The organism is Gammaproteobacteria bacterium, assembly GCA_016716465.1.
GTDB lineage: Bacteria > Pseudomonadota > Gammaproteobacteria > SZUA-140 > SZUA-140 > JADJWH01.
The window spans coordinates 23866-49636 of sequence record JADJWH010000001.1 but is presented as its reverse complement, the minus strand read 5'-3'; the positions used below and the strand labels follow the sequence as shown (position 1 = coordinate 49636).

The window sequence follows — 25771 nt, the reverse complement described above, 5'->3', positions numbered from 1 at the left end:
GGAGGATATTACTTACTGATTGAGTCCGGATTGTCCAGACTGTCCGAACCCTCGAACTCGATCGGGGAGATATCGAGGACAGCGACCGCCTTCTCGATCAGCTTGGTCTGATCCAGCAGCGCATCGATCGCGGCCATTACCATCGCGTTACCCTCTTTGTTGCCCTCGCCGATCAGCTGATCGTAATGCACGCCCTTCTTCTCGGCGCTGTCCACGAGCACCTGCATCTTGGCCAGGGTCGCATCCAGCCCCTTGCGCAGGGTCTTGTCCGCGTCCGCGTTCTTCGCGGCCACGAGATCCGCAATGCTCGGGCCGGTCAGCCGGGAACCATCAACGCGGGTATAGCTGCCGGTATAGACGTTGCGAATACCCATCGCATCGTAGAAATGGGAGAAATGCGTGTTGTCACTGAAGCAATCGTGTTCCTCTTCCGGATCATGCAACATCAGACCGAGCTTCATGCGCTCGCCCGCCAGTTCCCCGTAGGACAGGCTGCCCATGCCGGTGAGGATGGTAACCAACCCCTGGGCGCCGCCGTCGGCCACCGTGGTACGGGCCTCGCCACCCTTGCCCCACTGCCCGGCCATCCAATCCAGATCGTCCACCAGCAGATCCGTCGCGGCCTTGAGGTATGCGGCGCGGCGCTCGCAATTGCCGTGGGTACAATTCCTGGGGTCAAAATCGGTCGCGGGACGCTCGCCGGCGCCGGGACCGGTGCCGTGCAGATCCTGGCCCCACAGCAGGAATTCGATGGCGTGGTACCCGATCGCCACATTGGCCTCGACCCCACCCACTTCCTGCAGGCTGGCAATCACATCCTTGGTGATCTTGTCGGCGTCGACATGCTCCCCGCCCGCCATCACCATCTTGTTGGCGATGATATTGGCGCTATAGAACGGGTTTTCGTCCGACTCCGATCCATAGCTCGCGTCCACGTAGTCGATCAGACCTTCATCCAGCGGCCAGGCGTTGACCTTCCCCTCCCAGTCATCCACGATCGCGTTGCCGAAACGATAGGCTTCCGTCTGCATGTAGGGCACCCGGGCCGCCTTCCATGATGCACGCGCAGCTGTCAGGTTCTTTTCGTTCGGCTGCCTGATGAGCGTATCCACCGCCTTCTGCAGGGCCTTCGCCGTCGTGAGCGAATCCTGGTACATCGCCTGCGCCAGATCGGCGTAATGATCCAGCACCGCCTGCTGTGTCGGCGCGGCCGATACCTGTCCACCGATGCACAGGCCAGCAAGCAATACTATGGCTCTCTTCATTATTGTTTCTCCTGATGTCGACAAGCGATAGTTCGGGGAAATCCACACGCCAGTCGCGGCGCACGGCGGGGACCCGGTTATAGCCAGCACCGCGAATACTCCCGCTCAGGAAGCGTGAACTCGGCGGCCAAGCATGGAAATAATAATACGAACAATTATCAAATACAAAATATTCTTTTCCTGCCGGGCAGCAGGGGATTCGAAACATGCGCGCGGATGGCTGCGCCGCGACGGGCGCACGCCAAACTGCGGGTTAGCGGGAAACTGTGGGCGGGGTGTACACCGCCCCGGCCGCTTTTGCGGCCGGGGTGGCGACGGGTGATACGAAGACTATTGCAGCAGACTGCGCAGCATCCATGCGGTCTTCTCATGGATCTGCATGCGCTGAGTCAACAGATCGGCGGTTGGCTCATCGTTCGCCTTGTCGACCAGGGGAAAGATCTCACGGGCGGTACGCACCACCGTTTCCTGATCGGCCACCAGTTGGCGAATCATGTCGGTCGCCTCTGGCGTCCCGGTCTCTTCCCGGATCCGGGTCAGTTCCGCGAACTGCTTGTAGCTGCCCGGCGCCGGAACGCCCAGAGCGCGAATACGCTCGGCGATGGCATCGACCGCCAGCGCGAGTTCGTTGTACTCCTGCTCGAACATCAGATGCAGCGTATTGAACATGGGGCCGGTGACGTTCCAGTGGAAATTGTGCGTCTTCAGATACAGGGTATAGGTATCCGCCAGCAACTTGGACAGGCCGTTGGCGATGGCCTTGCGATCATCGTCATTGATACCGATATTGATCGGCATGGATTTCGAACTCATACACACTCCTCCAGAATTTATTGCTCAATCAATCCGTCTTCGCTATTGCCCGCGAGACATGCAATTCAAAATAAGCCCAATTTAGACACATAACAAGCCCCGCTGCGATGCAAACAGAACCGCACCACAGCTCGATACCACCGCAGCCGGGCCGGATGACATCCTCCATGCTTGACATTTAAATGATAATTATTATCATTTAAAGCATCGCTCGCGAGGGCTGGACCCGTTTCGAGACCTGATTGCTTATGCGGTACAAGATCGACGCCTGGCTGGATGGCGGAGACCCCCATCTCAAGATCACCGAGACCGATTCGGGCACGGTGCGCCTGCAGTGGATCTATCACCGCGAAGTCGAATCGGCCCAGTCGTGCCTGGATGGACCGCCATGCGCGGGCTGTTGCGCGCTGCACAGCCTGATCAATCACCTGTTCCTGCTTGCCTGCGCCGACGGAGTCTGCGCCGCGCGCCATGCAGACGCCGGAAGCAACTCCCCGAAAGAAGTTTTGCCCCGCGCACCCCGCCCGTAATCGATAACACCACGCGCCGCTCTCAAACAATCCGGGCAATCACCCGAACCATCCCTGTCACACCGGCGGGAAGGTCAGCCCGGAGTATGGTATATAACGGTCTGATGTGGCGCTCGCGTAGCAATCGATATCCGATGACAAAATCAAGGGCGACTCCGTGAATCGGAAACAGCAGGCATCCATCGCGGAGAACTTCCGCTACGCGCAAATGTTCCACCAGGGCGGGCAGCTGGAACAGGCCGCGGTGCTGTACCGGGAAATCCTGGGAACCAACCCCGCTCACTTCGATACCCTCTGCATGCTGGCACAGCTCGAATTCCAGCGTGGTCGCAGCGAGGAATCGATACCGCTTCTGGACCGGGCCTTGAAGGTCAACCCGAAATCCGCGGTCGTAGTCACCAACCGCGGCAACGTGTTGCTGGGCATGAAGCGTTATGAAGATGCGCTGGCCAGTTATGACCGCGCGCTCTCGCTCAAGGCGAACTACCCGGAGATCCATTTCAATCGCGGCGTTGTACTGCGGGAACTCGGCCGCGACGAGGAAGCCCTGGCGAGCTACGACCGCGCGCTGGCGCTCAAACCCGATTACGCCGAGGCGCACAATAACCGCGGCATCGTACTCGAGCTGCTGTCGCGCACCGAAGAGGCAATTGCCAGCTATGACCGGGCCTTGAGCCGCAATCCGGGATTTACCCAGGCCTACTACAACCGGGGAAACGCCCTGCGCACCCTGGAGCGATATGAAGATGCATTGGCCAGCTACGACCGCGCGCTCGGCTGTAATCCCCGGTATGTCGAGGCCCGTATCAACCGCGGCAACGTCCTGCGCGAACTCAGGCACCTGGAAGAGGCCCTGGCGGACTATGATGTCGCGCTGCAATTGAACCCCGCCTACGGAGAGGCGCTGCTGAACCGCGCGATCGTCCTGAACGCGCTCAACCGTCACCCGGAGGCGCTGGCCAGCCTCGATCGTGCCCTTGCCCTCAAGCCGGACCATCCTGACGCGCTCTGCAACCTCGGCATCACGCTGCGAGTCCTGAACCGGCTGCCGGAATCCCTGGTCGCATTCAACCGCGCCCTGGAACTCCGACCGGATTACACCGAGGGCTACATCGAACGCAGCATGCTGATGATGCATATGCGGCACTTCGAGCAGGCATACGCGGATATCGACCGCGCGCTCGCGCTGGAGCCGGAATTTCCGGAAGCGCATTTTTGCGAAGCGGCCTACCGCCTGGTCAACGCGGAATTCACGCGCGGCTGGGAAAAATACGAATGGCGCTGGAAGGTGAAGGAAGCGGGTGCGGCAAGGGTGTTCCCGCAGCCGCTCTGGCTGGGCCGTGAAGATATCTCCGGGAAAACCATCCTGCTTTATTCCGAACAGGGCTACGGCGACACCCTGCAGTTCTGCCGCTACGCCGCCCTCGTGGCCGCGCTCGGCGCGCGCGTGCTGCTCGAAGTGCAGCCGCCGCTGCAACCGCTGCTCGCACGGATGCGCGGACCGGCGCAGGTTTTCGCCACGGGCGATCCGCTGCCCGCCTTCGACTATCAATGCCCTCTCATGAGTCTGCCGCTCGCCTTCCGCACCGATAGCGAGACGATCCCCGCCGCGACGCCGTATCTGAGCACCGATCCGGCGCGCGTCGAGGCATGGCGGACCCGCCTGGGTCCGCCGGCGAAACCGCGGATCGGTATCGCCTGGTCCGGTCGCCCGGCATTCCGCAATGACTACAATCGCTCCATCCGCCTGAACCGGCTTCTCCCGCTGCTCACGGACTCCGCGGCCTTCGTCAGCCTGCAGAAGGAACTGCGGGATCACGACCGGGAAATACTCGCCACGCACCCGCAGATCCGGCACGTCGGCGAGGCACTGAATGATTATGACGATACCGCGGCGCTGATCGAATGCCTGGATCTGGTCGTCTCGGTCGACACCTCGGTTGCCCATCTGGCCGGAGCGCTGGGTAAACCGACCTGGATCCTGCTGCCCTACTACCCGGACTGGCGCTGGCAGCTGGATCGGGAAGACACCCCCTGGTACCCCGCCACCAGACTGTTTCGGCAAACCCGACCGGGGGACTGGGATAATGTGATCGCCCGGGTCGCCGCCGAGCTGCGGTGAGCCGGGGGAAAACACATGCTCACCCCGGATCGCCCTCCTCCGCGGGCCATGATATCCTGCCAAGCAGGCTTGCCAGGACATGGGTGTACCCGCCATCCGCCGCCGCAGCAAGCGAAATGCCGACATGACACCGACCAAGCGCCCAATCGCCTTCATCCTGGCCTCCTCCAACCATGGAACGCTGATCGTCAATCGCCATGACTACAGGATGGTCAGCCCCACGCAGGGCTTCGGCGTCGGATACCAGATCCTGAACTCATCAAGTTTCGATCACGAAGAGGTCAACTTCGTCCTCGCCCTGCTGCAAAAACGCAGAAAATACTTCGGCAACGGCGTCGTGGCCCTCGATTGCGGGGCGAATATCGGCGTACATACCATCGAGTGGGCTCGCCTGCTCCATGGCTGGGGTTCCGTCGTCGCCTTCGAGGCGCAGGAAAGGATCTTTTACGCACTGGCCGGCAATATCGCCATCAACAATTGCCTGAACGCGACTGCGACGCTCGCCGCGGTCGGGGCCGAAAACGACAGGATCAGGATCCCGGCGCCGAACTACCTGATCCCGTCCAGCTTCGGCAGCCTGGAGCTGAGAAAAGCCGCGCGCAACGAATTCATCGGTCAGCCAATCGATTACTCCGATACGGGCACGACCACGGTCGATCAGATCACCATCGATTCCCGTGCATATCCCCGCGTCGACTTCATCAAGCTCGACGTCGAAGGCATGGAACTGGAGGCACTGGCGGGCGCGTCCGCCACGATTGATCGCTGCAAGCCGCAGATGCTGATCGAGACCATAAAATCCGACAAGGAAAAATTGCTGTCATTGCTCGAACAGAAAGGCTATCTGGCCTATCCGGCGGGCATCAACATCCTTGCCATCCACGGCTCGGACCCGACCAGCAAGGACGTGTCTCTGCAGCAGACAGGCCTGCACCTGGCCTAGCGGAACATCGCAGAGGCGGTATCGCGCCTCTCCGATGCGGTTCAGGAATCCGGTGCGAGCGACGTAATCGGAAGCCCTAGACCGACGCAGGCCCGCGCGATCGTTTCAATCGCCTTGCCACGGGGAAAACCCTGGCGGCATGCGAGCACGACGCGCCGCATGGGTCGAGGCGGGGCAAAATCCAGCGCCTTGATCAGGGGGTTCGAATACTTCGGCGTGAGCGCTGTCGCGGGCAGCACTGAAACCCCCATCCCCGACGCCACCATATTGCGGATCGTCTCCAGGGAATTGCCCTGCTTGCCGGAAACCGGCGCGCGCGCGAACTCATGGCAAGCGCCCAGCACCTGGTCACGGAAACAATGACCGATGCTGAGCAGCAACAGATTCTGCTCCGCCAGTTCGGCGGCGTCGACCGCGCGGCGGCGCGCCCAGGGATGGCGGGACGGCACGATGACCCGGAATTCTTCGTCATAGAGCGGAATGATGTCCACCCCCGCCGCCTCGAAGGGTAAGGCAAGAATGGCGGCATCGATCAGGCCGCCCTTCAACATCTGGTCCAGATTGGCCGTCAGATTCTCCTCGATATCGAGCGGCATCTCCGGCGCAAGCGCGCGCAATCTGACGACGAGATCGGGCAGCAGGTACGGCGCGATGGTGTGGATGATGCCGAGCCGGAAACTGCCGACGAGCGGATTCTTGCCTTGCCTGGCCACCGTCTTGACGCGCTCCGCCTCGTCCATGGCGCGGCGCGCCTGGGCGATGACCTGGGCGCCGATCTGCGTCACCAGGACCTCATTCTTGCCGCGCTCGAAGATCAGCACGCCGAGTTCATCCTCGAGTTTCTTGATCGCGGCGCTCAGACTCGGCTGACTCACGAAGCAGCGCTGGGCAGCGCGCCCGAAATGGCGTTCCGCAGCAACCGCAATGATGTATTTCAGTTCCGTCAGCGTCATGATCCGATCGCCCCGCCGCAGCGACAGTCAATAGATAATTTCTATTGATCCGATCTTAACATAGTATTAGCCCCGCTTACGACGGCCTCTTATAGTGGACCGCGTGCAGTAAATTTTCGGGCCAGATCATCAACCGACCTTATCGGAAAGGAGAGCATCAATGTTACAGAACCATGAAGGTCAGCGCGTCCCGCAGGTCAACTTCCGCATCCGCGAAAACAACGAGTGGAAGACCGTGACCACGGACGATATATTCAAGGGCAAGACGGTGGTGGTGTTCTCGCTGCCGGGGGCGTTCACCCCCACCTGTTCATCCACCCATCTGCCGCGATTCAACGAGCTGGCGCCGGCGTTTTTCGACAATGGCGTCGATACCATCGCCTGCGTCTCGGTCAACGACACTTTCGTGATGAACGAGTGGGCCAAGGACCAGGAATCGGACAACGTAATGCTGATCCCGGATGGCAACGGCGAATTCACCGAGGGCATGGGCATGCTGGTGGACAAATCCGATCTCGGCTTCGGCAAGCGCTCCTGGCGTTATTCCATGCTGGTGAAGGATGGCGTCGTCGCGAAGATGTTCATCGAGCCGGAGAAGCCCGGCGACCCCTTCGAGGTCTCGGACGCCGACACCATGCTGGGCTATATTAACCCGAAGGCGAAGACGCCCGACCAGGTGGCGGTCCTCACGCGCGAAGGCTGCCAGTACTGCGCGAAGGCCAAGGCCATTCTGACGGAACTCGGCTATGATTACGCGGAGATCCCGCTGTCCCACTCCACCCGCAGCAAAGTGGTCGGCGCGGTCGCGGGCAAGAAGACCGTACCGCAGGTGTTCGTCAACGGAGAGCTGATCGGCGGACTCGAAGAGCTCGAGCGTTGGGCCAAACGGGCGGCCTGACGGTCCAACAGGGAATACGGCGGCCGCGCCACATGCGGCCGCCGCAACTCCTGTTCCATTCAAGAGGGTAAGGAAGACGCATGAAGGAACTCGAAGTCGACATCGCCGTCATCGGGGCCGGGACCGCCGGACTTGCCGCTTACCGGACCGGGATCGGCGCGGGGAAACGCGCCGTGATCATCGAAGGGGGTCCGTACGGCACGACCTGCGCGCGTGTCGGCTGCATGCCGAGCAAGTTGCTGATCGCCGCCGCCGAAGCGGCCCATGCCCCGGCCAGATGGCCGGAATTCGGCCTCCGGCTCGACGGCTCCGTTTCCATTGACGGACACGCCGTGATGGCGCGCGTGAAACGCGAGCGCGACCGCTTCGTCGGTTTTGTCCTGGACGGCGTCGCCTCGATCCCGGAGGCGGACAAGATCCGGGGCTATGCCCGTTTCCTGGATGACCACACCCTGCAGGTGGACGACCACACGCGCATCCGTTTCACGCGCGCCGTCATCGCCACCGGATCATCTCCCGGCGTCCCGCCGATGTTCCGCGGACTGGGCAGCCGCGCGCTCGTCAACGACGACATCTTCGCCTGGGACGACCTGCCGAAGTCGGTGGCGGTGTTCGGGCCGGGCGTCATCGGTCTTGAACTGGGACAGGCGCTGCACCGGCTCGGCGTGAAGGTACTGATGTTCGGCAAGGATCACCTGGTCGGCCCATTCACCGATCCCGAAATACGCGCCTACGCGACGCGCGCCTTCCAGGACGAATTTTATCTCGACGCCGATGCCGCGATCCGCGCGCTGAAACCGGTGGAAAACGGTGTGGCCGTGCACTACGAGGACCGCGCGGGAAAGAATCGCCGCGACAGCGTCGAATACGTGATCGTGGCCACGGGCCGCACGCCCAATGTGCGCAACCTCGGCCTGGAGAATACCTCGCTCGAACTCGATGCGCGCGGTGTACCCCTGTTCGACCGCCACACCATGCAGTGCGGCGCCAGTCACATCTTCATCGCGGGGGACGCGGATAACGATCTCCCGCTGCTGCACGAAGCCGCGGACGAGGGCCGCATCGCGGGCGCCAACGCCGCCGTCTATCCCGCCGTTCAGCCCGGCCTGCGCCGCGTGCCGCTGTCCATCGTGTTCTCGGATCCGCAGCTCGCGGTAATAGGCACACGCCATGCAGACCTCGCACCGGACAGCTTCGTCACCGGACGCGTCTCGTTCGAAAACCAGGGCCGGAGCCGCATGATGCTGCGCAACAAGGGGTTGCTGCACGTCTACGCCGACATCGGGAACGGCCGGCTGCTCGGCGCCGAGATGATGGCCCCGGACGCGGAACATCTCGGCCACCTGCTCGCCTGGGCGATCCAGGCCGGCCTCACCGTCCAGCAGACCCTGGAAATGCCGTTCTATCACCCGGTGATCGAGGAAGGCGTGCGCACCGCCCTGCGGGACGCCCAGGCCAGACTGGAGGAGGCCGGCGGCAAGCACGCGCATCGACGCAGCGCCTGATGCCGCTGAAAGTAGGAAAACAGGAGACCTGCGCCGCGCCGGCTAGCGCGGACACACCCCTTCGCGCACCCAGATGCCACGGTCTTCGCAGCGGAGCAGATCATCACCGCTGCAGACATACTCACCCAGGGCGTACTGCACGTTGTTGAAGTAGCAGCAGCCCTCCTCCAGTTCCAGATCGGGAGACATGAACTGCTCGGGAGAGCGGTCATAGATCGGAGAGGTGCGCGCCTCGGAATCCGGTGCGCCGACGTGTACAGGCCCATGCTTTGCCATATTCGCTCCCTGTTCGTGGACACGATACGGTCGGGCGGGAACCTTCAGCCCGCCTCAATACAGTGCTGCTGGCCCCGCTGCCCAGCGGCGCTCGACGATTCAGTGGCTGACGCGAGTGGTGCCGCCGACGGACAGCACGCGCACGCGCTCTCCGACGGTGAAGGTTTCGTTCGGCGTCTCTTCCTGAACAATCGCGATGACCTTGCCGCTCTCCAGCCGCACGGTGACTTCAACACCCTGCCGCTTGGTGGCCTGTTCTTCCACCGCCGCGCCCGCGAGACCGCCGGCCACCGAACCCAGCACCGAACTAATCGCGCTGCCACGGCCCTCGCCCACCGCGCCTCCGGCGATGCCGCCGATAATGGCGCCCGCCCCGGCCCCGATCGGTGTCTTGGTGCCTTCTATGACGACGGGGCGTACGAATTCAACCACGCCGATCTGCACCTGCTGCGTCCGGCGCGCCTCGTCGCGGGAGTAGGATTCCCCGGACAGCGTGGAAGCACAACCGCTCAGCAGCAATGCGGCCATCGTCAACATCACCAAGGCGCGGCAGTTAAACCCGGAAATCTGTTTCATCGCTTGCCCATCCCTTCACAATCCGCTGAAGCATGTAACCCGGCTTCGCCGTTCGATCCGGCGTGGCTATTCTAGCAGGCATCATAGGGACATACCTAGCGACCCCGGCCGGGCCGTCATTCGCCCACCTTCAGACAGGGTCTCCGGATGAACCGTATCCCATCCTGCCCATCATGGCCCCGTTGACTCTTTCGAACAGTTCAAGCTGACTCTGGGTGATGCTTTCGCGCCAGTCGGTTTGTCTTCTGACCCAGATCAGGGCGATATCGGCGATCCGGTCCCGCTCGGGCACCGTGTGCGAAAGGATCCTGAGTCCAAGATAGCGACTGATCTCCTCCAGCACGAATGGCAGATTCGAAGTCATGTCCTCGTAACGCAGCAACAGCGTGTCGGCACGTTCCCACGGACGCCAGGCCGACAGGTGATCCGCCCAGGTGCCATACAGATGCGCCGGGCCCCCCGCTCGTCACCTTCCGTTGATAACTTCCCCCCCGCAGCCCCCCCCCCGCACCCAGATCGCCGGCGTGTCATCCACCGGATACTTGTGCGTTTTGACCGCCTGTATCCCCTTTTTCCCCGGCCAGTTCTGCAACTCGCCCGGGGCGACCTCGACGTGGCCGACGTATTTTTCCAGCGACCGGGCGCCCAGCAGGTCCTGCTGATAGACACTCGCGGAGGGTAACTTGAAACAATGCCAGAGTATCGTGCGGGGATAGGTGTTCCCGCTACGGGGATAGGACGCCAGCATGACGAGGCGCTTTTGCATGAGCGATCAAGACCACGGACCGAATCCTGATGACAAGGTTAGCACGGGCGAGGCTGGCGAGGCGGCGGAAAATTTGCTTAAATGGCGCCAGCACGTGTACCGGCGGCCTGACCGCCGTCGAGACCCGCATCCCCAACTGAACCCCGGACACCATGGAACAGACGCGTCACTCGCTGTCGTCATCCTGGTTTTTGTTCATCGTTTCCTTCGTCGAGGGGGGCGCGGTCATGGCCGTCGAGATCACCGGCGCCAAACTCATCGGTCCCTTCTACGGCAACTCGCTCTATGTGTGGGCGGCGGTGCTGGCGCTGACCCTGGGCGGACTCACCACGGGCTATTTCCTCGGCGGTCTCGTCTCGCGGCGCTTCCCCTGCAAGCGCACCCTGTACCTGATCATGCTGGCATCGGCCGTGCTGGTCATGCTGATGCCCTGGAGCGCCCGCCTGGTGATGACGGCGACGCTGGGACTCGATCTGCGCTGGGGCATCACCCTGTCCTGTCTGGTGTTCCTGTTTCCCCCGCTGATCTGCTTCGGCATGGTCTCGCCGCTCATCATCCGCCTGGTGACCGGTCACGACAGCAAGATCGGACACGCCACCGGAACGGTCTACGCGGTGTCGACCGTGGGCGGGATCCTCGCCACCTATGGGGTTGCCTTCTACGCCATCCCCGACATCGGGATGCGGGAGAGCCTGCTGTTCACGGCAGCGGTGCTGGCGGTCTTCCCGTTGGTATACTTCTCCGGCCTCGAACGACGACTCACCGGGCAGTCAGGGTGAACCCTATTCGAACAGGGGAATGCCCATATCGAGAAAGGGTCGGGTAAAGGTCCGGTAATAACCCGCGCGCCAGATCGCGGCAGCCTCCAGGTTGAGCTTCTCGAGGATTGGCCGGTCGTCGCGCAGCACCATGGCCTGATCCAGGTCGAGCAGGGCGGGATCGACGAACAGATCCGGCAGGGCCTGCACGCGGCCCTCCACGACGAGCGGCACGCGCGGCCGGCTGAAATCGATTGCGCCGAGCGTCGCGATGTAGATATTGTTGCGCGCGTCCTCTCTCGCCCCGGTCGGAATCAGGTTAACCGTGTAACCAGCCTCGAGCAGTGTCCTGTAGATGGATCTCGCGCCATAGCCGGTCGAGCCGGTGAGAAATCCGGTATAGCTGATGACGACGAACCCGCCGGGGTTAAGCCGCTGCTGCAGATCGCGGAACGTTTCCACCGTCAGCAGATGGGCCGGCGGAATCTCGGCCTGGTAGACATCGAAGACGATCAGGTCGTAACGCTGACGGGTGTTGCGCAAGTGATGGCGACCGTCATCGACGATCACGGTGCTGTCGGGCGCGAGGCCGAAATAGCGGCGCGCGACCTCCGGAATGCGCGGATCGAGTTCCACGCTGTCGACACTGTGCCCGATCGCCTGCATATTGCGCGCCGTCACGCCCCCCCCGAGGCCAAGCAGCAGCACGCGCGCGCCCGGCGGCAACAGGCTGCCGACGGTCTTCAGGTAACGCATGTAGTCCCAGACCGCTTCCCCGGTGTCGAGGTTGACCCAGGTCTGGCCCGCGCGGTTGACGAACAGGATCCGGTCGTTTCTGTGGGTACGGGTGCCGGGATCGGTATAGGAGATATCCACCACCTTGAGCTGACCCAGCAGGCCCTCGGATTGATAGAGCACCCTGACACCCGGATGCGGTTTTTCCGCAGCGCCGGGCAGGAACAGCAAGGCGAGGCCAAGCGGATACAGCAAGGCCGGATACTGCCTGATGCGCAGCAACAGGATGAAGGGCAGGAGCGCGAGCACGATACCGCCGGCCATCGCCGTCCGCGCCAGCCCGAACGCCGGCATCAGGTAAAAGCCCGCCGCGAAGGTGCCCAAGATGCCGCCCACGGTCGACACGGCGTAGACCGTGCCCGCCACCCGGCCGGCATCCGCCACATCGCGCGACAGGATCGAGATGATCAGCGGCGTCGTCGCCCCGAGCAGCAGCAGGGGTGGCAGCAAATAGAGCGACGTCACCAGCAGGATCGCCCTGACCGCGCCCATGCCTTCGAGCACGGTCATGAGCTTGTGCGCGAGCGTCGGCATGAGCGCGACGAGAAACGCCGCGACCAGCATGAACCAGAATACGATCTCAATGCGCCGACGGCGGTATGACAGCAGACCGCCCAGATAATAGCCGAGGGTCAGGCTGACCAGCGTAACGCCGATAGTCGCGCCCCAGACATACAGCGAGTTGCCGTAGAGGGGGGCGAGCATCTTGGCGCCAACGAGCTCCGCGACCATCACGGCCGCGCCTTCGGTGAATGCCAGCGTCAGCAGCAGCCACGGCGCGCGCGGCGCAGTGGTTAGCTCTCCAGCCTTCACGCACACCCCCTGCGCCTGGAAGCCGTCTTCGATTCGGCGCCTTCGCCCATCATGCCGCTACCATCGCCCGCCTGTCGGCCGCGCCGCCCCGATCGAGGCGGCCCCTGAAAACCAGTGGCTATACTAGCACGGCAGACCTTAACATATGGACGATCAGACGTCGGGATCCCTGCAGCGCAAACCCGCATGTCCTGATCCCCAATGAACCGGGACATCCGCCCACAGGATCATGCTGAACCTCGAGCAGACCACACTCATCGCTCCCGCCGCGGCATTCTCCCGCGGCATCCCGGGGCGAGCAGCCGGCGGACGACACCGCGCCTGCGACAGGCACCGCCCGTGAATACCCTGGAGACATTCCGGCAGGCACAGACGCTGCATCACGCGGGCCAGTTGCCTCAGGCGGCCGCCCTGTATCGCGACATCCTGCAGGCCGACCCGGATCACTTCGATGCGCTGTGCATGCTCGCCTTGCTCGAGTATCAGGCCGGCCGCGGCGAGGAGTCCCTGCGCCTGCTCCAGCGCGCGCTCGCGGTCAATCCGAACTCCGTCAATGTGATCTGCAACCGGGGCAACGTGCTGATCGCGATGCGGCGATACGAAGAGGCGCTGGCGAGCATGGATCAGGCGCTCGCACTTCAGCCCGACGCCGCCGAGATCCATTTCAACCGCGGCGTGATCCTGCAGACACTGGGCCGGCCGCGGGAGGCACTGGCCGCGTATGAACGGGCGCTCGCGCTGAAACCCGGCTACGCCGAGGCCTGGCTCAATCGCGGCAATACACTCGACTCCCTGGCGCGCACGGACGAGGCATTGGCCGCCTATGAGCGGGCCGCGGCGCTCAAGCCGGAGCTCGCCCCGGCACACTTCAATCGTGGCAATGCGCTGCGCAAACTCGGACGCAGCGAGGAAGCCCTTGCGAGCTACACCCGTGCGCTCTCCGCCCATCCCGGCTATGTCGAGGCCTGGAACAACCGGGGAAACATCCTGCGCGAACTGAACCGGCCCGGGGAGGCCCTGCCCGATTATGAACGCGTGCTGGCGCTGAAACCGGACTATGCCGAGGCCTGGCTCAATCGCGGCATCGTGCTCGACGCCCTTGGCCGGCGCGATGAGGCGCTGGCCAGCTTCGAGCGTGTGCTCGCGCTGCGGCCCGACCACCCCGAGGCGCACTACTGCATCGCCCTCCATCGGCTGCTGCACGGCGATTTCGCCCGCGGCTGGACGGAATACGAATGGCGCTGGAAGGCGAACGACGCGGAGGCGGCGCCGGCCTTCCCGCAACCGCTGTGGCTCGGGCGCGAGGACCTCGCCGGCAGGACCCTCCTGCTCCATGCCGAACAGGGATACGGCGACACCCTGCAGTTCTGCCGCTACGCCCGCCTCGTCGCGGATCGCGGCGCGCGCGTGATCCTGCAGGTACAGCCCCCGCTGCGCTCCCTGCTGACCCGGCTCGCCGGACCCGCGCGGGTCATCGCGCAAGGCGATCCACCGCCGCCGTTCGACTTGCATTGCCCGCTGATGAGCCTGCCGCTCGCACTCGGCACGGGACTGGCGTCCATACCGGCGGACATTCCCTATCTGAGCGCGGATCCGTCGGAGGCCGCCGCCTGGCGTACCAGGCTTGGCGAAACGAACACCCCGCGCGTGGGTCTGGCATGGTCGGGGCGCCCCGCGCATCGCAACGATATGAACCGCTCGATCCGCCTCGCGGAACTCGCTCCGCTGTTCACCAGCGGTGCCGACTTCATCAGCCTGCAGAAGGAAGTCCGGGAGGAAGACCGGCAGTTTCTGGCATCAACGCCCGTGCTCCGGCACTACGGCGAACACCTGCGCGACTATGCCGACACCGCCGCGCTGATCGCTGGCCTCGACCTCGTCATCACCGTCGACACCTCCGTCGCCCATCTCGCCGGCGCGCTGGGGAAACCGGTGTGGATACTGCTGCCGTCCGATCCCGACTGGCGCTGGATGCTGCAGCGCGAGGACAGCCCATGGTATCCGACCGCGCGCCTGTTCCGGCAGACGCGCATCCATGACTGGAATGATCCGGTCTCGAAAGCCGCCGCGGCGCTGGGAGAATTTCTCCGGCAGGCCGGATCCACGCGATCTTCATCCCACTGATCGGCCCGGATCGCCGTCTCAGGTCCCAACGGCGGCACCCGGAGGATCACTCGAACAGGGCGTCGTATTTCCGCCCGTCGAAAAACGCCTCCATCGAGACGATCCTGCCGCCTTGCACGGAGGCCCACATGGCCACGTCTATCGAACTCAGCTCCGCCATGCGTACCTTGATATTCATCATGACGCACGCCTCCGCTCCATCGGCGAAGGTGCGCCGGATCTGGAGCTTTTCCAGGATGCAGCCGAGGCGGGAGATGTCGTCGATGAACGCGTCCGGGTCGTTGAATACCGAAAGCGGGCTGGAATAGATAAAGCCGCGTTCCGACAGGCAGGCGCGCGCCCGCGTAAAATCACGTCCGGCCTGGGCGTCGAGAAATTCCCGCAGGATCGAGGATGCATCGGCCTGACTCATTGGGTATCCCCTGCAATGCTGAAGTCTGGCCCTATTATCGCGCCGACGAGGCACCGCGCCAAACATTGGCTAAATACCCCGCCCTGTCAGACATCGGCAGATCGGACAATGACTGATTCCGCCTCCCCTGCGCGCACAGACCGCTTGTGGTGAAACAGCAGGCGCGATCTCGCCGGTCGTGACGAACGATGAGGACCGTGGCGCCGTGCTCGGGCCTAACGACCGGACGATCGATGCAATTCGTTCTGATAGGGCGGGACTTTTGCAGACACCGGTGCCGGAAGGCGGAAGTAAAGCACCGGGAATTCCAATGGTCTTCCCAATGCACCGCGCTGACGGCGATCCTGCCGGGCACGGCCGTATTCACCGCGGACGATCGAGGGAGGCTACCGCATCGAAGCCGCCGCGGAGTATACCCCCTCAGTACAGATAGACTGCGCCGGCATCCGCGGCGCCGTTATTTGTCTGATCGCCACCGATGTCGGTGGACGCACCATCCTCCAACGTGGCCGCGGCCGCCAGGGTCGCACCGTCGCCGGAGAGCGCCAGCGCGTTCCCGAATCCATCCAACGCCTCGGTATTCGAGGCCTTGACATAGGCTTGCTGGGACCAGCCGCCAATGCCGCGGGTAAACACATAGGCGGCGCCTGCGCATATCTCCCGGAGGGTGGGGGTGTCGCACACCGTCGCCGCCGCATTATCGGCCTGGTTGCCATTGATGCCCACCGCCAGACTATCCTCCCCTGGCGCTCCCACGGCCAGCGTAGCGCCATCGGCGGACAGCGCTACCGCTCTCCCGAAGAAGTCCCGCGCAGATGTATTTGACTCGGTATTCGAGGCCTTGATATAGGCCTCCTGCGACCAATCCGTCCCGGAACGGGTGAATACATAGGCGGCGCCAGACAACTGGCCTTCATTGTTCAGATCAGCATTGGGGACATTGATACCGGGCACCTTGCTGTCTTCGCCATCTGCGCCGACGGCCAGCGTGTTGCCATCGGCAGAGAGCGCTACTGCATATCCGAACTCGTCAACAGGATCCGTCCGGAAAGCCTTGAGATAGGCTTGCTGCGACCATGTAACGTTGTCGCGTACAAACACATAGGCCGCCCCGGAAAATGCCTTGTTATAAAGAGTCGGGGCCGGGTTTATGCCTCCCAACTCACCGGATTCATGCCACGCGCCGACCGCCAGGGTATTCCCGTTCTCGGAGAGCGCGAGCGCGTTGCCGAAATTCTCGCCGGTGGAAATTATCTCGCCCCCGGAGTCTGTGGCGGACGGCTGCGTATTCGAAGCCTTGACGTAGGCCTGATGGGACCAGGTGCCAGCCGAGCGCGTAAAGACGTAGACGGCGCCGCTTCCCTCGGCGCAGTTGGTCTGGGAAAACGGCGTGATACAATTCTCCGTATCGTTTGGCGAATCGATATCGGTGGCCGCACTGTCTTCCCCGATTGCGGCGACCGCCAGGGTGTCACCATCGGCGGAGAGCGCCAGCACAATCCCGAACCTGTCCCCGGTCTCGGTGTTCGAGGCCTTCAGATAGGCCTGCTGTGTCCAGTTGCCGGCCGATCTCGTAAACACATAGGCCGCGCCTGAATTGGACGCCGAGTTGTCTGCTTCGTTACCATTGATTCCCGTTGCCGCGCTGCTTTCTCCCGGCGCGCCCACGGCCAGAGTATTACCGTCGCCGGAGAGCGCCAGCGCAGTGCCGAAGAAATCCGAGGCCTGGGCGTTCGAGGCCTGAATAAAGGCCTGCTGGGACCATGTGCTGCCCGATTTGGTGAAGACATAGACCGCTCCCGAATTGGCCGCCCCGGTGTCTTCATTGGGCGCACCCACGGCGAGCGTAGTGCCGTTACTGGACAGGGCGAGCGCGGACCCGAAGTTATCGGATGCGTTTGTATTCGAGGCCTTGACATAGCCGACCGCCGCCTCCAGCGTCCCGCTGACATTGACCGGCGCCGAATCCACACAATCCCCACCGTTGCAGGCCTGCAGGATATAGCGGGCGTTGACCCGACCCGGCAGGAAGACCTCCAGGTCATGGATGACAGTATCGGCGGCGAGAGTATCGATCTGGGAATAGCCCGTGCTGCCGTCCGGGTCCTCCAGCAGACGATACTCGGTCTCGCCAACGGTATCCGTCCAGGTGAAACGGAAGGTCTTGATACCCTGGATACTCATATTCAGGACGGGCGCGCAGTCGACGAGGATGCCGGTGACGTCCGCGCCGCTGAGCACCCCGGTACCGTTCGAGACGGCGCAGACCTGGCCCGTGGGCTGGGACAGCACGGTCACGCTGTAGCTGGCGCCGTCGGCGAGCGCCGTGGTGAAAGTGAAGAGGCCGTTGGCAGACACCGACAGCGTGTCGCCGCCGTTGTTCTGCAACTGGACCGTGCCGATCAGGCCGCTGACCGTGCCGCCGACGGAGTAGCTGTTGATGCAAGCCACAGCCACATCGGTCACGTCCGCCCCGCCGAGCGTGCCGCTGCCGTTCGACACCGTGCAGATCTGATCCGCGGGCTGGGTGAGCACCGTCACGGCGTACGCGGTGCCGTCAGTAATCTCCACGGGAAAGGTGAAACTGCCGTCGGCGTTGAGCGTCAGATCGTCACCGCCATTATTCCGCAGGGTCACCGTACCGCTGAGCCCGCTGACCGCGCCGCCGATCGCATAGGTGTTGGTGGTGCAGGTGATCGTTATGCTGGCGACATTCGCCCCGTTGACCGTGCCGGAATTACTCGCGGGGACACAGGTCTGATTGGGGCCGGTCGGCTGCGCAAGCACGGTGACGTCGTAGGCGCCGCCGTTGGCGACTCCTGTTACGAAGGTGAAGCTGCCGTCGATCGATACCGGAAGGTCATCGCCGCCGTTATTCTGCAAGGTGACCGTGCCGTCGAGTCCGCTGATCGTGCCCCCGACCGTGTAGGCCGTGACGCAGGTGACATTTATGCCCGTGATCCCCACTCCCGCGAGCGTGCCGGAACCGTTCGACACCGTACAGACCTGCCCCGCCGGCTGGGTCTGCACCGTGACGTTGTAGGCGGAGCCGTCGGCGACGGCCGTCGGAAAGGTAAAGCCGCCGTTGGCGGAACGCGACAGCGCGTCGCCGCTGTTGTTCTGCAGCACGATCGTGGTGCTGGCGGCGAGGCCGCTGATCGTGCCGCCGATCGTGTAGGTATTGGTGACACAGGTCACGTCGACGTCCGTGACGGCGGAACCGCTGACCGTGCCCGTGGCATTGGCGGCGACACAGGTCTGGCTCGGTCCGCTCGGTTGCGTCACCACGGTGACGTCGTAGGCGGCGCCGTCGGCAATCCCCGTCGCAAACGTGAAACCGCCGTTTGCAGAACGCGACAGGGTATCGCCGCCGTTGTTCTGCAGCTCCACCGTGCCGATGAGCCCGCCGATCGTACCGCCGATGGCATAGGCATTGGTGGTACAGCTGACCGTGATGCCGGTGATGTCGTCGCCGTCGACCGTTCCCGACCCGTTGCCGACCACACAGGTCTGGTTGGGGCTGCTGGGCTGGGTCAGCACCGTCACATCGAAGTCATCGCCATCGGCAAGCGCCGTCGCAAAGGTGAAGCGGCCGTTGGCGGAGCGCGACAGGGTGTCGCCGCCGTTGTTCTGCAATTGGACCGTGCCGACGAGGCCACTGACCGTACCACCGACGGTAAAAGACGTCTTTTCATCACCGCCGCCTCCTCCGCCGCCGCCGCAGGCAGCCAGGGAGAGCAGGGACATCACCGTAACGCATCGAATGAGCAGGCTGGTCATGGAAGGCTATCTTTATTTTAAGAAGTTGTTGTAAACGTCAGCGCCAACTTCATGTCTTTCAGTAAAGAATCGACTGAAGTCTTGAAGTCGGTGTTCTATATTACACGATAAACAAGCGCCGCCGATCCGATGACCCAGGCTGCGGAACCTTATCGATGGCCAGCCATGACGAAATGGTCGTGTGGAGACTGCCCGATACGCGATACCCGGCCGGCGGCATCCCCGCAATCGTCCCCAGGCGCGATCACTCCGGCGACCGAAGGATTCGTCGTACGCCGACACAAGGAATCTGACCGCAGAGGACTGGGCCGAGTTCCGGCACCGGGCGTGTACGGGCACAATTTCATCCGTGCCGCGCCGAAACCCGCCCCCAGGAAACACTTCGGGATCATACGGAAAGAAAAAACCGCCGGAGTATGCTAACGCACCGGATCATCAGGACAATTCCGTCCGGTACGACGACCGCGGCCGGATCAAACCTGGCCGGGATTGACAGGGTCTCGTCAGATCACGGGATGGCGTCCGCAAGAGACCCTGTTCTCGACGCCTGCGGATTAAGGCGCCCTTTTGGCGGGAGATGGCAGCGGCGCAAGCGCCCTGGTATGTCATTCCGTGGCGCGCGGCAACGCCTCGACGAGGCTGACGGCGTTTCGTGCCGGCTGACCCTTACGCAATGAATAATAGCCGACCAGTGGAAATAGCCAGCCGGTGGTCAGCAATAACCCCCAGAATAATTCGGACGGTAACAGCCAAAATGTGAGCGGCGCCGCCATCAGCAGGTAGCAATTGCGGGGTGAAATGTGCGGCTCGAAATAGATCACGTGGGTCGTTTCGTTTCGAACCGCTTTCAGACTGAGTTCCGGGCCATCCACACCGGCCGCCGTCACCAGATCGCCATCCATAAGGTTGGGTTGGAACTTTGCGCTGACCTACCTGTTACCGATTCGGAACGTGGACGAGCGTTTCACGTTAACGCTCGCATTGGCGTGCTCATGTCAATTGAACTTAGGGTAGTATCGCTGCGATATCCCGACACTTTGCCTTGCACCGTGGTAAGTGGCATCGACGCTGACTCTCTATGTTCTTAGTGTTCTTCGAGCGTGCCCCAATGCTTCAGACAAACGTCCAGCCGAGACATACTGGCTCACGATGCTGAATACTGATAAGGAGGGCGGCGGTGTCCCGTGGCCACCACGGGGAGGAGTATGTGCCAAACAGGCAGCGCGAAATACAGCCACTCTGGACACGCCAAGGGAGAAAAACTGTAACTGACTGATTTAATTGGCGTCCCCAAGGGGATTGGACCTTATTCCGCAATTGCACATGTCATCAAAAGTCTCGCTTTCCTCTCGCAGCAATCACCTCCGGCCCTGCTGCGCTGTTTCAGATTCGCGTCGATCAGGGTGAGCGGATGATCAAGGCGCAGGATTTAACCTCGGATGAGTCTCTTCCCCCCAGACCAGCAACACCAGCCCCGACAGAAACATCGCTACGGCAACGATCCAGAAACCGGTACTCAACGCCCCAGTGACTTGGGAGGCCAAGCCGAGCACCAGCGCGCCGATGCCGTAGCCCAAATCGCGCCAGAAGCGATAGATCCCGATCGCCGAGCCGCGCCAGTTGGGATGGGCAATATCAGCGACGGCGGCGGATAGATTGGGATAGAGCAGCGCCATGCCGAAGCCGGTCACGGCGGCGGAGAAAGACCACCACCCTGCCCCGTCACCGAGCAATGTCAGACCCACACCGCCGCCGCAGATCCACATGCCGAGGATATTAGGCCAGCGCCGGCCGATATGATCTGAGAGCTTGCCGGTGAAGAATTGGGCGCCACCCCAGACGAAGCCGTAGACACCGACCACCCAGCCGATTGCCGCGAGACTCAGGCCTTGCTGATATAGGAAGACCGGATAGAACACCCAGACCAGGGCATCGACGAACTTCTCGACCAGCCCTGCCTGGCTGAACGCGAACATGCGTCTGTCGCGCCACGACATGAGGGTGAATACCTCCCAAGTCGCCGGTGTGTCGGAGATATTGCGGGGGAAACGCGGCTTGGGTCCAGTTACATGCCCTGCGGCGTGTCGTGCACCTTCCGCCCTGGCCCAATGCAGGGTCTCCTTTACCCAGACTGCCGTCAGTAACAGAGCGGCGACGATCACCGCGAGTCCGAAGATAAGCAGGCCGTTACGCGGACCGAACGCAGCCGCCATGTAACCCGTCACGATCCCGGCCACCGCAACGCCGAGGTAACCCGAGAACTCGTTGAAACCGATCGTAAGGCCGCGCTGATCGGGACGGGTGATATCCAGCTTGGCGGTCTGGGTCATGGACCAAGTGAGACCCTGGTTGACGCCGAGCAGGATCGTAGCCGCGACGATCCAGCTCCAGGTCGACGCATAGAGGATCATGAACGGGACCGGCAGTGCCAGTGCCCAGCCGAGCAGCAGCACCGTCTTGCGGCCCAGGCGTTCCGAGAGCCGCCCGGCGGCGAAATTCATGGCCCCCTTGACGAACCCGAACGCCACGACAAAGGCCATCAGCAGCATGAAGGATCCCTGGGGCACACCGAACTCGCTCTCCGCCAGGGCCGGTACCACGGTGCGCACCGTTCCAAGCGTCAGCCCGACCAGGAAGACCTGGATCAGCTGATGCGAGAACTGCACAAGATTGTCACGGATGCCGAAGCGATAGTCCTGGATCATCTCCTGGTAGGGCATGGGAACGCCTACGCCGTCCTGCGGCTCAAACGCCGAGATTCGCCGCGACGATCCCGTCCATCTCCGCCGGCCGCGGCGGTATATCGCGCGTGAGGTATTCGACGAATTCGGCCTTGCCCATCGACAGCGCCGGGTTCCAGCGCCTCTCGAAGCCGAGGGTCGACGATGGCTTCCCTGAGATCCCGGCGCCACAGACGCTGCCGGCCTGATGACCTGGATAAAGTTCAACCTCGTCCGGCAGCTTGAGGAGCCTGGCGTGCAGGCAGTCGTAGAGCTGCGCCGCCATCTCCGTTTCCTTGCCAGCCAGATCGGGCCGGCCGATGGCCCCGACAAACAGGCTGTCGCCCGTCACCACGAACCACGGCGCCTCGCCGCGACGACGGTCAGTGACCAGCAGGCAGATGCTGTCCGGCGTGTGACCCGGGGTGTGCATCACCTCGATCATCACATTACCCACCTCGATGATGTCACCGTCTTTCAGCGGATGAAACGCAAATTGGACGCGACCCAGGTTACTTTCGTGCAGACAGTAGGGCGCGCCGATCCGCATCGCGAGACTCCGCCCGCCCGAGTAATGGTCCGCATGCACGTGGGTGTCGATGACGTGCGTGATGGTGACATTTTGGCGGGCTGCTTCCTCGATGAACCACGGTTCGTCGCCCGCGACCACGTCGATAGCCACGGCCTTGCCCTTGCCGCCGCAGCCGAACAGATAGGACAGGGATGCCTCCTTCGTCGCCAGTTGCCTGAAGAACATCGTCAACCTCCTGGTATTACCTTCACCGTCACCGGGCCAGGGGCAGCCCTTGGGCGCGCCATTCTGCGACGCCGTCATCGAGGCGCACGGCCTTGAAACCCTTCTTGTTCAACAGCGCCACGGCATCCTTCGCCATCAGGCAGAACGGCCCCCGGCAATAGGCTACGACCGGCCGATCGGCGGGCAGCTCCTGCAGGCGCTTCTTGAGCTCGGGCAACGGGATCGAGCGGGCAAACGGCAGATGCGCGGCTTCATATTCACTGGCGGGTCGAACATCGATCACCGTCACCTCGCCGCGCCGTGCCTGTTGCAGCAACGCCTTGCCGCTCACCGCCGCCAGTTCCTGCGGATGGGAAACCGCAGTCTCGATCGCCTCGCGCAACTCCGACAGGCGTTCCTCGGCGCAGGCGCGCAGGGCGACCCACAATCCGGCGACCTGATCGTCCGTCAACCGATAAATCATCTGCCGGCCATCGCGCCGCGCCTCCACCAGCCGCGCCTGGCGCAGCTCCTTGAGATGGGCGCTGGCCAGCTTGATCGACATATCCGCTTCATCGGCCAGCTGCTCGACGCCCTTCTCGCCCTGACAAAGCAGCTCGATCAGCTCCAGCCGCTTGGGGCTGGAGACGGCTTTACCGATTCGGGCAACCTGGTCATACAGCGAGTTCTTGATCCGGCGAGATTCGTGCACTGAACTCGATCTCCGACTATATTCTAACGGTCTTTAGACTATTCGTTTATAATCGCCTTGTCAAACTGCCAGGACCCGATTTACCGTCGCCGGCGGCCCGACCGACCGGAACGGCACGTGGAGGGAAACGATATGATGGGAGACATTGGAAATTTTGGCTGGGGCATGGGCTTCGGGTGGCTGTTCATGCTGATCTTCTGGGGCCTGGTCATCCTCGGCATCGCGGCGCTGGTGAAGTGGATGGTTTCGTCACGGGGCGAGCCACGCGAGAAGACGCCGCTGGAAATCCTGCGGGAACGCTATGCCCGCGGTGAGATCGGCCGCGACGAGTACGAACAAAAGAAGCGCGACCTTCAAGGCTAACCGAAAAGGAGATATGAAATGGCGAAGATCCTCTTCATCCTCAACGATGCGCCATATGGCAATGAGCGCGCTTACAATGCCCTGCGCCTCGCAGGCGCCCTCGCCGCCAAGGACGGACATGAGGTCCGGCTCTTCCTGCTGGGTGATTCGGTCGCCTGCGCCAAAGCCGGACAGAAGGTCCCGGAAGGTTATTACAATGTACAGCTAATGTTGGGAAAGATCACCCGGCACAGCGAGATCGGCGTCTGCGGGACCTGCCTCGATGCGCGCGGCTTCACCGACGCGGATCTCGCTGAAGGCGCGCAGCGCTCGACACTCGCCGCACTCGCTTCCTGGACGGCCGAGGCTGACAAGGTGCTCGTCTTCTGACCATGCCGGGATATGATCCGCAGGCTTATGAAGCCTGGTATCACACCTCACGCGGCGCCTGGATCGCCGACCGCGAGTTCACGCTTCTGATGCGCATGATGCGCCCGACGCACCATGCGAGCCTGCTCGACGTCGGCTGCGGCACCGGATATTTCAGCCGTCGCTTTGCTGCGGCCGGCCTGAGCATCACCGGCATCGATCCTGACGAAGCGATGCTCGCCTTCGCAGTGGGACAAGACGGCGGCATCGATTACCTGCAGGGCGATGCATTGGCACTGCCCTTTGCGGATGGCTCATTTGATCATTGCGCTGCCATCACCAGCCTGTGCTTCATCGACGATCCGGTGCGCGCGCTGCGCGAGATGCTGCGCATCGCCCGCCGCAGCATCATGCTGGGTTTGCTCAATCGCCACAGCCGGTTGTATCGGCAGAAGTACGGGCGGGGCGGTTACCTGAATGCACGCTGGGACGGCAGCGAGGATATCCGGCGATGGATTGCCAGGATCAATCCGCATCTGCAAACGGAGATTCGTTCGGCCGTCTTCTTTCCAGGCGAGAATCCCGTCGCGCGATCCGCCGAACTGTGCCTGTCGAATCGGCTCCCTTGGGGAGGCTTTCTCGCCGTGGTGCTGCGTCAATCAGAAGGTTGACTCGGCCTCATGCGGCCAACGGGCGCACCTTGCGGATATCATCCGCTGCTGCCAGCCTTGCCTCTTTCAGATTGTAATCCGCCTACAAACCCATCCAGAACTGCTCTGACATCCCCGTCGCCCGCGCCAGCCGCAGCGGCACGCCGATCGCGCCAAGGCATTCTGGCTGATTTCCATCGGCTTCAGAAACTCCTCAAGCAGCACCTCGCCGGGGTGAATGTTACGCAGCGTCTTCTTCATGTCGGCCTCCTAATGATAATCCGCAATCTCGACGTGATCGGCATTCCCATCTGTCCACGGAACACACTCGCCAATGATACAGGCTCCCAAATAGGGTTAATGATTACGTTCACGTCGATCAATAAACGTCGCGACTTAAAACGTCGGCCCGGGCAATGGCTCCCGAAGGAACCTAACTAAATAACCATCTTCCACAGATCTGCGTAACTCGTAGTAGTTCAGTTTGGCCCGACAAAGCGAATACAGAACTGTCACTTGCGAACCGGTCCGGTAATCACAGAGACATCATGGATGCTGATTGGGTTGTTTCATTGTACGGTTAGAGCTAACATAAGCGCGGTTCCCGACGATATATAAAGATATGTTTCGACTACGCCTGTTCTTGTTCTACTTACTCTGTCTCACGATCCCGCTCCAGGGTGTCGCGGGTATAGTCGTAACCATGACACCCTGCCCCATGGAGCAGATGGCATCTGGCAATACAATGGTCGCGTCGGCTATGCAAGATTGCTGCAATGATGCCGACACGGCCGCGAAGACCGGCAAAATATGCAAAGCTGGTCAGGATTGTTCCTCCGGCAGCCATTATTCGACATCAACTCTGAATTACTCCTCCGCAATACCCATACAGGCCATGCACTTTACGCGGTCT

At 62.5% G+C, this 25771-nt stretch carries 25 protein-coding genes; 10 read left to right on the top strand and 15 right to left on the bottom strand.

Annotated elements, in window-relative coordinates; translation table 11 throughout:
• Window positions 1-8: 8 nt before the first annotated feature.
• Entirely contained in the window at window positions 9-1265 is a 1257-nt protein-coding gene (locus tag IPM20_00260) for a peptidase (GenBank protein ID MBK9130063.1), read from the bottom strand.
• 330 nt (window positions 1266-1595) lie between these two features.
• Window positions 1596-2078 (bottom strand): DNA starvation/stationary phase protection protein, encoded by a 483-nt coding sequence (locus IPM20_00255; GenBank protein MBK9130062.1) that lies wholly within the window; start codon window positions 2076-2078, stop codon window positions 1596-1598.
• Between the two features lie 248 nt (window positions 2079-2326).
• Between IPM20_00255 and IPM20_00250 the strand changes: the two genes are divergently transcribed.
• The 3 genes from IPM20_00250 to IPM20_00240 all read left to right on the top strand — a co-directional run bounded on the left by IPM20_00250 (window position 2327) and on the right by IPM20_00240 (window position 5673).
• Window positions 2327-2608, top strand: coding sequence for a hypothetical protein (locus IPM20_00250; GenBank protein ID MBK9130061.1), 282 nt, complete (start codon window positions 2327-2329; stop codon window positions 2606-2608).
• 157 nt (window positions 2609-2765) lie between these two features.
• Window positions 2766-4730 (top strand): tetratricopeptide repeat protein, encoded by a 1965-nt coding sequence (locus IPM20_00245; protein ID MBK9130060.1) that lies wholly within the window; start codon window positions 2766-2768, stop codon window positions 4728-4730.
• A 124-nt stretch (window positions 4731-4854) separates the two neighbouring features.
• Entirely contained in the window at window positions 4855-5673 is an 819-nt protein-coding gene (locus IPM20_00240) for an FkbM family methyltransferase (protein ID MBK9130059.1), read from the top strand.
• A gap of 41 nt (window positions 5674-5714) precedes the next feature.
• Here IPM20_00240 and IPM20_00235 read toward each other — a convergent pair whose 3' ends face one another.
• Window positions 5715-6626, bottom strand: a complete 912-nt coding sequence (locus IPM20_00235; protein ID MBK9130058.1) for a LysR family transcriptional regulator — start codon at window positions 6624-6626, stop codon at window positions 5715-5717.
• A gap of 160 nt (window positions 6627-6786) precedes the next feature.
• Here IPM20_00235 and IPM20_00230 point away from each other — a divergent pair, with 160 nt between their 5' ends.
• Together IPM20_00230 and IPM20_00225 are read left to right on the top strand one after the other, a co-directional pair.
• Window positions 6787-7524 carry a glutathione peroxidase gene (locus IPM20_00230; protein MBK9130057.1) on the top strand — a complete coding sequence of 246 codons (738 nt, stop codon included), beginning with the start codon at window positions 6787-6789 and terminating at the stop codon, window positions 7522-7524.
• 80 nt (window positions 7525-7604) lie between these two features.
• The gene (locus IPM20_00225; GenBank protein ID MBK9130056.1) at window positions 7605-9029 is read left to right on the top strand and encodes a dihydrolipoyl dehydrogenase; all 1425 of its coding nucleotides are present in this window, start codon (window positions 7605-7607) and stop codon (window positions 9027-9029) included.
• A gap of 42 nt (window positions 9030-9071) precedes the next feature.
• Here the strand turns inward: IPM20_00225 and IPM20_00220 are convergent, their stop codons facing one another.
• The 4 genes from IPM20_00220 to IPM20_00205 form a co-directional block, all read right to left on the bottom strand.
• Window positions 9072-9305, bottom strand: coding sequence for a hypothetical protein (locus IPM20_00220; GenBank protein ID MBK9130055.1), 234 nt, complete (start codon window positions 9303-9305; stop codon window positions 9072-9074).
• 99 nt (window positions 9306-9404) lie between these two features.
• Window positions 9405-9881, bottom strand: a complete 477-nt coding sequence (locus IPM20_00215; protein MBK9130054.1) for a hypothetical protein — start codon at window positions 9879-9881, stop codon at window positions 9405-9407.
• 130 nt (window positions 9882-10011) lie between these two features.
• Entirely contained in the window at window positions 10012-10326 is a 315-nt protein-coding gene (locus tag IPM20_00210; protein MBK9130053.1) for a sulfotransferase domain-containing protein, read from the bottom strand.
• Window positions 10327-10347: 21 nt separating this feature from the next.
• Entirely contained in the window at window positions 10348-10647 is a 300-nt protein-coding gene (locus IPM20_00205; GenBank protein MBK9130052.1) for a hypothetical protein, read from the bottom strand.
• Window positions 10648-10799: 152 nt separating this feature from the next.
• Here IPM20_00205 and IPM20_00200 point away from each other — a divergent pair, with 152 nt between their 5' ends.
• A complete protein-coding gene (locus tag IPM20_00200; GenBank protein ID MBK9130051.1) occupies window positions 10800-11426 on the top strand; it encodes a fused MFS/spermidine synthase in 627 nt (208 codons plus the stop codon).
• 3 nt (window positions 11427-11429) lie between these two features.
• Here the strand turns inward: IPM20_00200 and IPM20_00195 are convergent, their stop codons facing one another.
• Window positions 11430-13013, bottom strand: a complete 1584-nt coding sequence (locus tag IPM20_00195; protein ID MBK9130050.1) for a fused MFS/spermidine synthase — start codon at window positions 13011-13013, stop codon at window positions 11430-11432.
• 339 nt (window positions 13014-13352) lie between these two features.
• Here IPM20_00195 and IPM20_00190 point away from each other — a divergent pair, with 339 nt between their 5' ends.
• Window positions 13353-15137 carry a glycosyltransferase family protein gene (locus IPM20_00190; protein ID MBK9130049.1) on the top strand — a complete coding sequence of 595 codons (1785 nt, stop codon included), beginning with the start codon at window positions 13353-13355 and terminating at the stop codon, window positions 15135-15137.
• A gap of 46 nt (window positions 15138-15183) precedes the next feature.
• On the opposite strand, the gene IPM20_00185 is transcribed toward IPM20_00190, so the two are convergent.
• From IPM20_00185 to IPM20_00160, 6 genes are all read right to left on the bottom strand, one after another.
• Window positions 15184-15549: a nuclear transport factor 2 family protein gene (locus IPM20_00185; protein MBK9130048.1), complete on the bottom strand. Its 366-nt coding sequence runs from the start codon at window positions 15547-15549 to the stop codon at window positions 15184-15186.
• 420 nt (window positions 15550-15969) lie between these two features.
• The gene (locus IPM20_00180; protein MBK9130047.1) at window positions 15970-19329 is read right to left on the bottom strand and encodes a hypothetical protein; all 3360 of its coding nucleotides are present in this window, start codon (window positions 19327-19329) and stop codon (window positions 15970-15972) included.
• 605 nt (window positions 19330-19934) lie between these two features.
• Complete coding sequence (locus IPM20_00175) at window positions 19935-20231, bottom strand: hypothetical protein (GenBank protein ID MBK9130046.1); 297 nt, start codon at window positions 20229-20231, stop codon at window positions 19935-19937.
• Between the two features lie 513 nt (window positions 20232-20744).
• A complete protein-coding gene (locus IPM20_00170; GenBank protein MBK9130045.1) occupies window positions 20745-22049 on the bottom strand; it encodes an MFS transporter in 1305 nt (434 codons plus the stop codon).
• A gap of 25 nt (window positions 22050-22074) precedes the next feature.
• Window positions 22075-22806: an MBL fold metallo-hydrolase gene (locus IPM20_00165; GenBank protein MBK9130044.1), complete on the bottom strand. Its 732-nt coding sequence runs from the start codon at window positions 22804-22806 to the stop codon at window positions 22075-22077.
• A gap of 28 nt (window positions 22807-22834) precedes the next feature.
• Window positions 22835-23497: a metalloregulator ArsR/SmtB family transcription factor gene (locus IPM20_00160; protein MBK9130043.1), complete on the bottom strand. Its 663-nt coding sequence runs from the start codon at window positions 23495-23497 to the stop codon at window positions 22835-22837.
• Window positions 23498-23629: 132 nt separating this feature from the next.
• Here IPM20_00160 and IPM20_00155 point away from each other — a divergent pair, with 132 nt between their 5' ends.
• Genes IPM20_00155 through IPM20_00145 form a run of 3 tightly spaced genes read left to right on the top strand, consistent with a single transcriptional unit; the run spans window position 23630 to window position 24879 of the window.
• Window positions 23630-23860 (top strand): SHOCT domain-containing protein, encoded by a 231-nt coding sequence (locus IPM20_00155; protein ID MBK9130042.1) that lies wholly within the window; start codon window positions 23630-23632, stop codon window positions 23858-23860.
• Window positions 23861-23878: 18 nt separating this feature from the next.
• The gene (locus IPM20_00150; protein ID MBK9130041.1) at window positions 23879-24229 is read left to right on the top strand and encodes a DsrE family protein; all 351 of its coding nucleotides are present in this window, start codon (window positions 23879-23881) and stop codon (window positions 24227-24229) included.
• A gap of 2 nt (window positions 24230-24231) precedes the next feature.
• Window positions 24232-24879 carry a class I SAM-dependent methyltransferase gene (locus tag IPM20_00145; protein MBK9130040.1) on the top strand — a complete coding sequence of 216 codons (648 nt, stop codon included), beginning with the start codon at window positions 24232-24234 and terminating at the stop codon, window positions 24877-24879.
• 66 nt (window positions 24880-24945) lie between these two features.
• Here IPM20_00145 and IPM20_00140 read toward each other — a convergent pair whose 3' ends face one another.
• Window positions 24946-25119 (bottom strand): hypothetical protein, encoded by a 174-nt coding sequence (locus tag IPM20_00140; protein MBK9130039.1) that lies wholly within the window; start codon window positions 25117-25119, stop codon window positions 24946-24948.
• Window positions 25120-25771 lie beyond the last annotated feature (652 nt).

Excerpts from the sequence above, each read along its gene's own strand:
- IPM20_00260 (MBK9130063.1), bottom strand. The coding sequence starts at position 1,265 with ATGAAGAGAGCCATAGTATTGCTTGCTGGCCTGTGCATCGGTGGACAG.
- IPM20_00255 (MBK9130062.1), bottom strand. The coding sequence starts at position 2,078 with ATGAGTTCGAAATCCATGCCGATCAATATCGGTATCAATGACGATGAT.
- IPM20_00250 (MBK9130061.1), top strand. The coding sequence starts at position 2,327 with ATGCGGTACAAGATCGACGCCTGGCTGGATGGCGGAGACCCCCATCTC.
- IPM20_00240 (MBK9130059.1), top strand. The coding sequence starts at position 4,855 with ATGACACCGACCAAGCGCCCAATCGCCTTCATCCTGGCCTCCTCCAAC.
- IPM20_00235 (MBK9130058.1), bottom strand. The coding sequence starts at position 6,626 with ATGACGCTGACGGAACTGAAATACATCATTGCGGTTGCTGCGGAACGC.
- IPM20_00230 (MBK9130057.1), top strand. The coding sequence starts at position 6,787 with ATGTTACAGAACCATGAAGGTCAGCGCGTCCCGCAGGTCAACTTCCGC.
- IPM20_00225 (MBK9130056.1), top strand. The coding sequence starts at position 7,605 with ATGAAGGAACTCGAAGTCGACATCGCCGTCATCGGGGCCGGGACCGCC.
- IPM20_00220 (MBK9130055.1), bottom strand. The coding sequence starts at position 9,305 with ATGGCAAAGCATGGGCCTGTACACGTCGGCGCACCGGATTCCGAGGCG.
- IPM20_00215 (MBK9130054.1), bottom strand. The coding sequence starts at position 9,881 with ATGAAACAGATTTCCGGGTTTAACTGCCGCGCCTTGGTGATGTTGACG.
- IPM20_00205 (MBK9130052.1), bottom strand. The coding sequence starts at position 10,647 with ATGCAAAAGCGCCTCGTCATGCTGGCGTCCTATCCCCGTAGCGGGAAC.
- IPM20_00200 (MBK9130051.1), top strand. The coding sequence starts at position 10,800 with ATGGAACAGACGCGTCACTCGCTGTCGTCATCCTGGTTTTTGTTCATC.
- IPM20_00185 (MBK9130048.1), bottom strand. The coding sequence starts at position 15,549 with ATGAGTCAGGCCGATGCATCCTCGATCCTGCGGGAATTTCTCGACGCC.
- IPM20_00180 (MBK9130047.1), bottom strand. The coding sequence starts at position 19,329 with ATGACCAGCCTGCTCATTCGATGCGTTACGGTGATGTCCCTGCTCTCC.
- IPM20_00175 (MBK9130046.1), bottom strand. The coding sequence starts at position 20,231 with ATGGATGGCGATCTGGTGACGGCGGCCGGTGTGGATGGCCCGGAACTC.
- IPM20_00170 (MBK9130045.1), bottom strand. The coding sequence starts at position 22,049 with ATGCCCTACCAGGAGATGATCCAGGACTATCGCTTCGGCATCCGTGAC.
- IPM20_00165 (MBK9130044.1), bottom strand. The coding sequence starts at position 22,806 with ATGTTCTTCAGGCAACTGGCGACGAAGGAGGCATCCCTGTCCTATCTG.
- IPM20_00155 (MBK9130042.1), top strand. The coding sequence starts at position 23,630 with ATGATGGGAGACATTGGAAATTTTGGCTGGGGCATGGGCTTCGGGTGG.
- IPM20_00150 (MBK9130041.1), top strand. The coding sequence starts at position 23,879 with ATGGCGAAGATCCTCTTCATCCTCAACGATGCGCCATATGGCAATGAG.
- IPM20_00145 (MBK9130040.1), top strand. The coding sequence starts at position 24,232 with ATGCCGGGATATGATCCGCAGGCTTATGAAGCCTGGTATCACACCTCA.
- IPM20_00140 (MBK9130039.1), bottom strand. The coding sequence starts at position 25,119 with ATGAAGAAGACGCTGCGTAACATTCACCCCGGCGAGGTGCTGCTTGAG.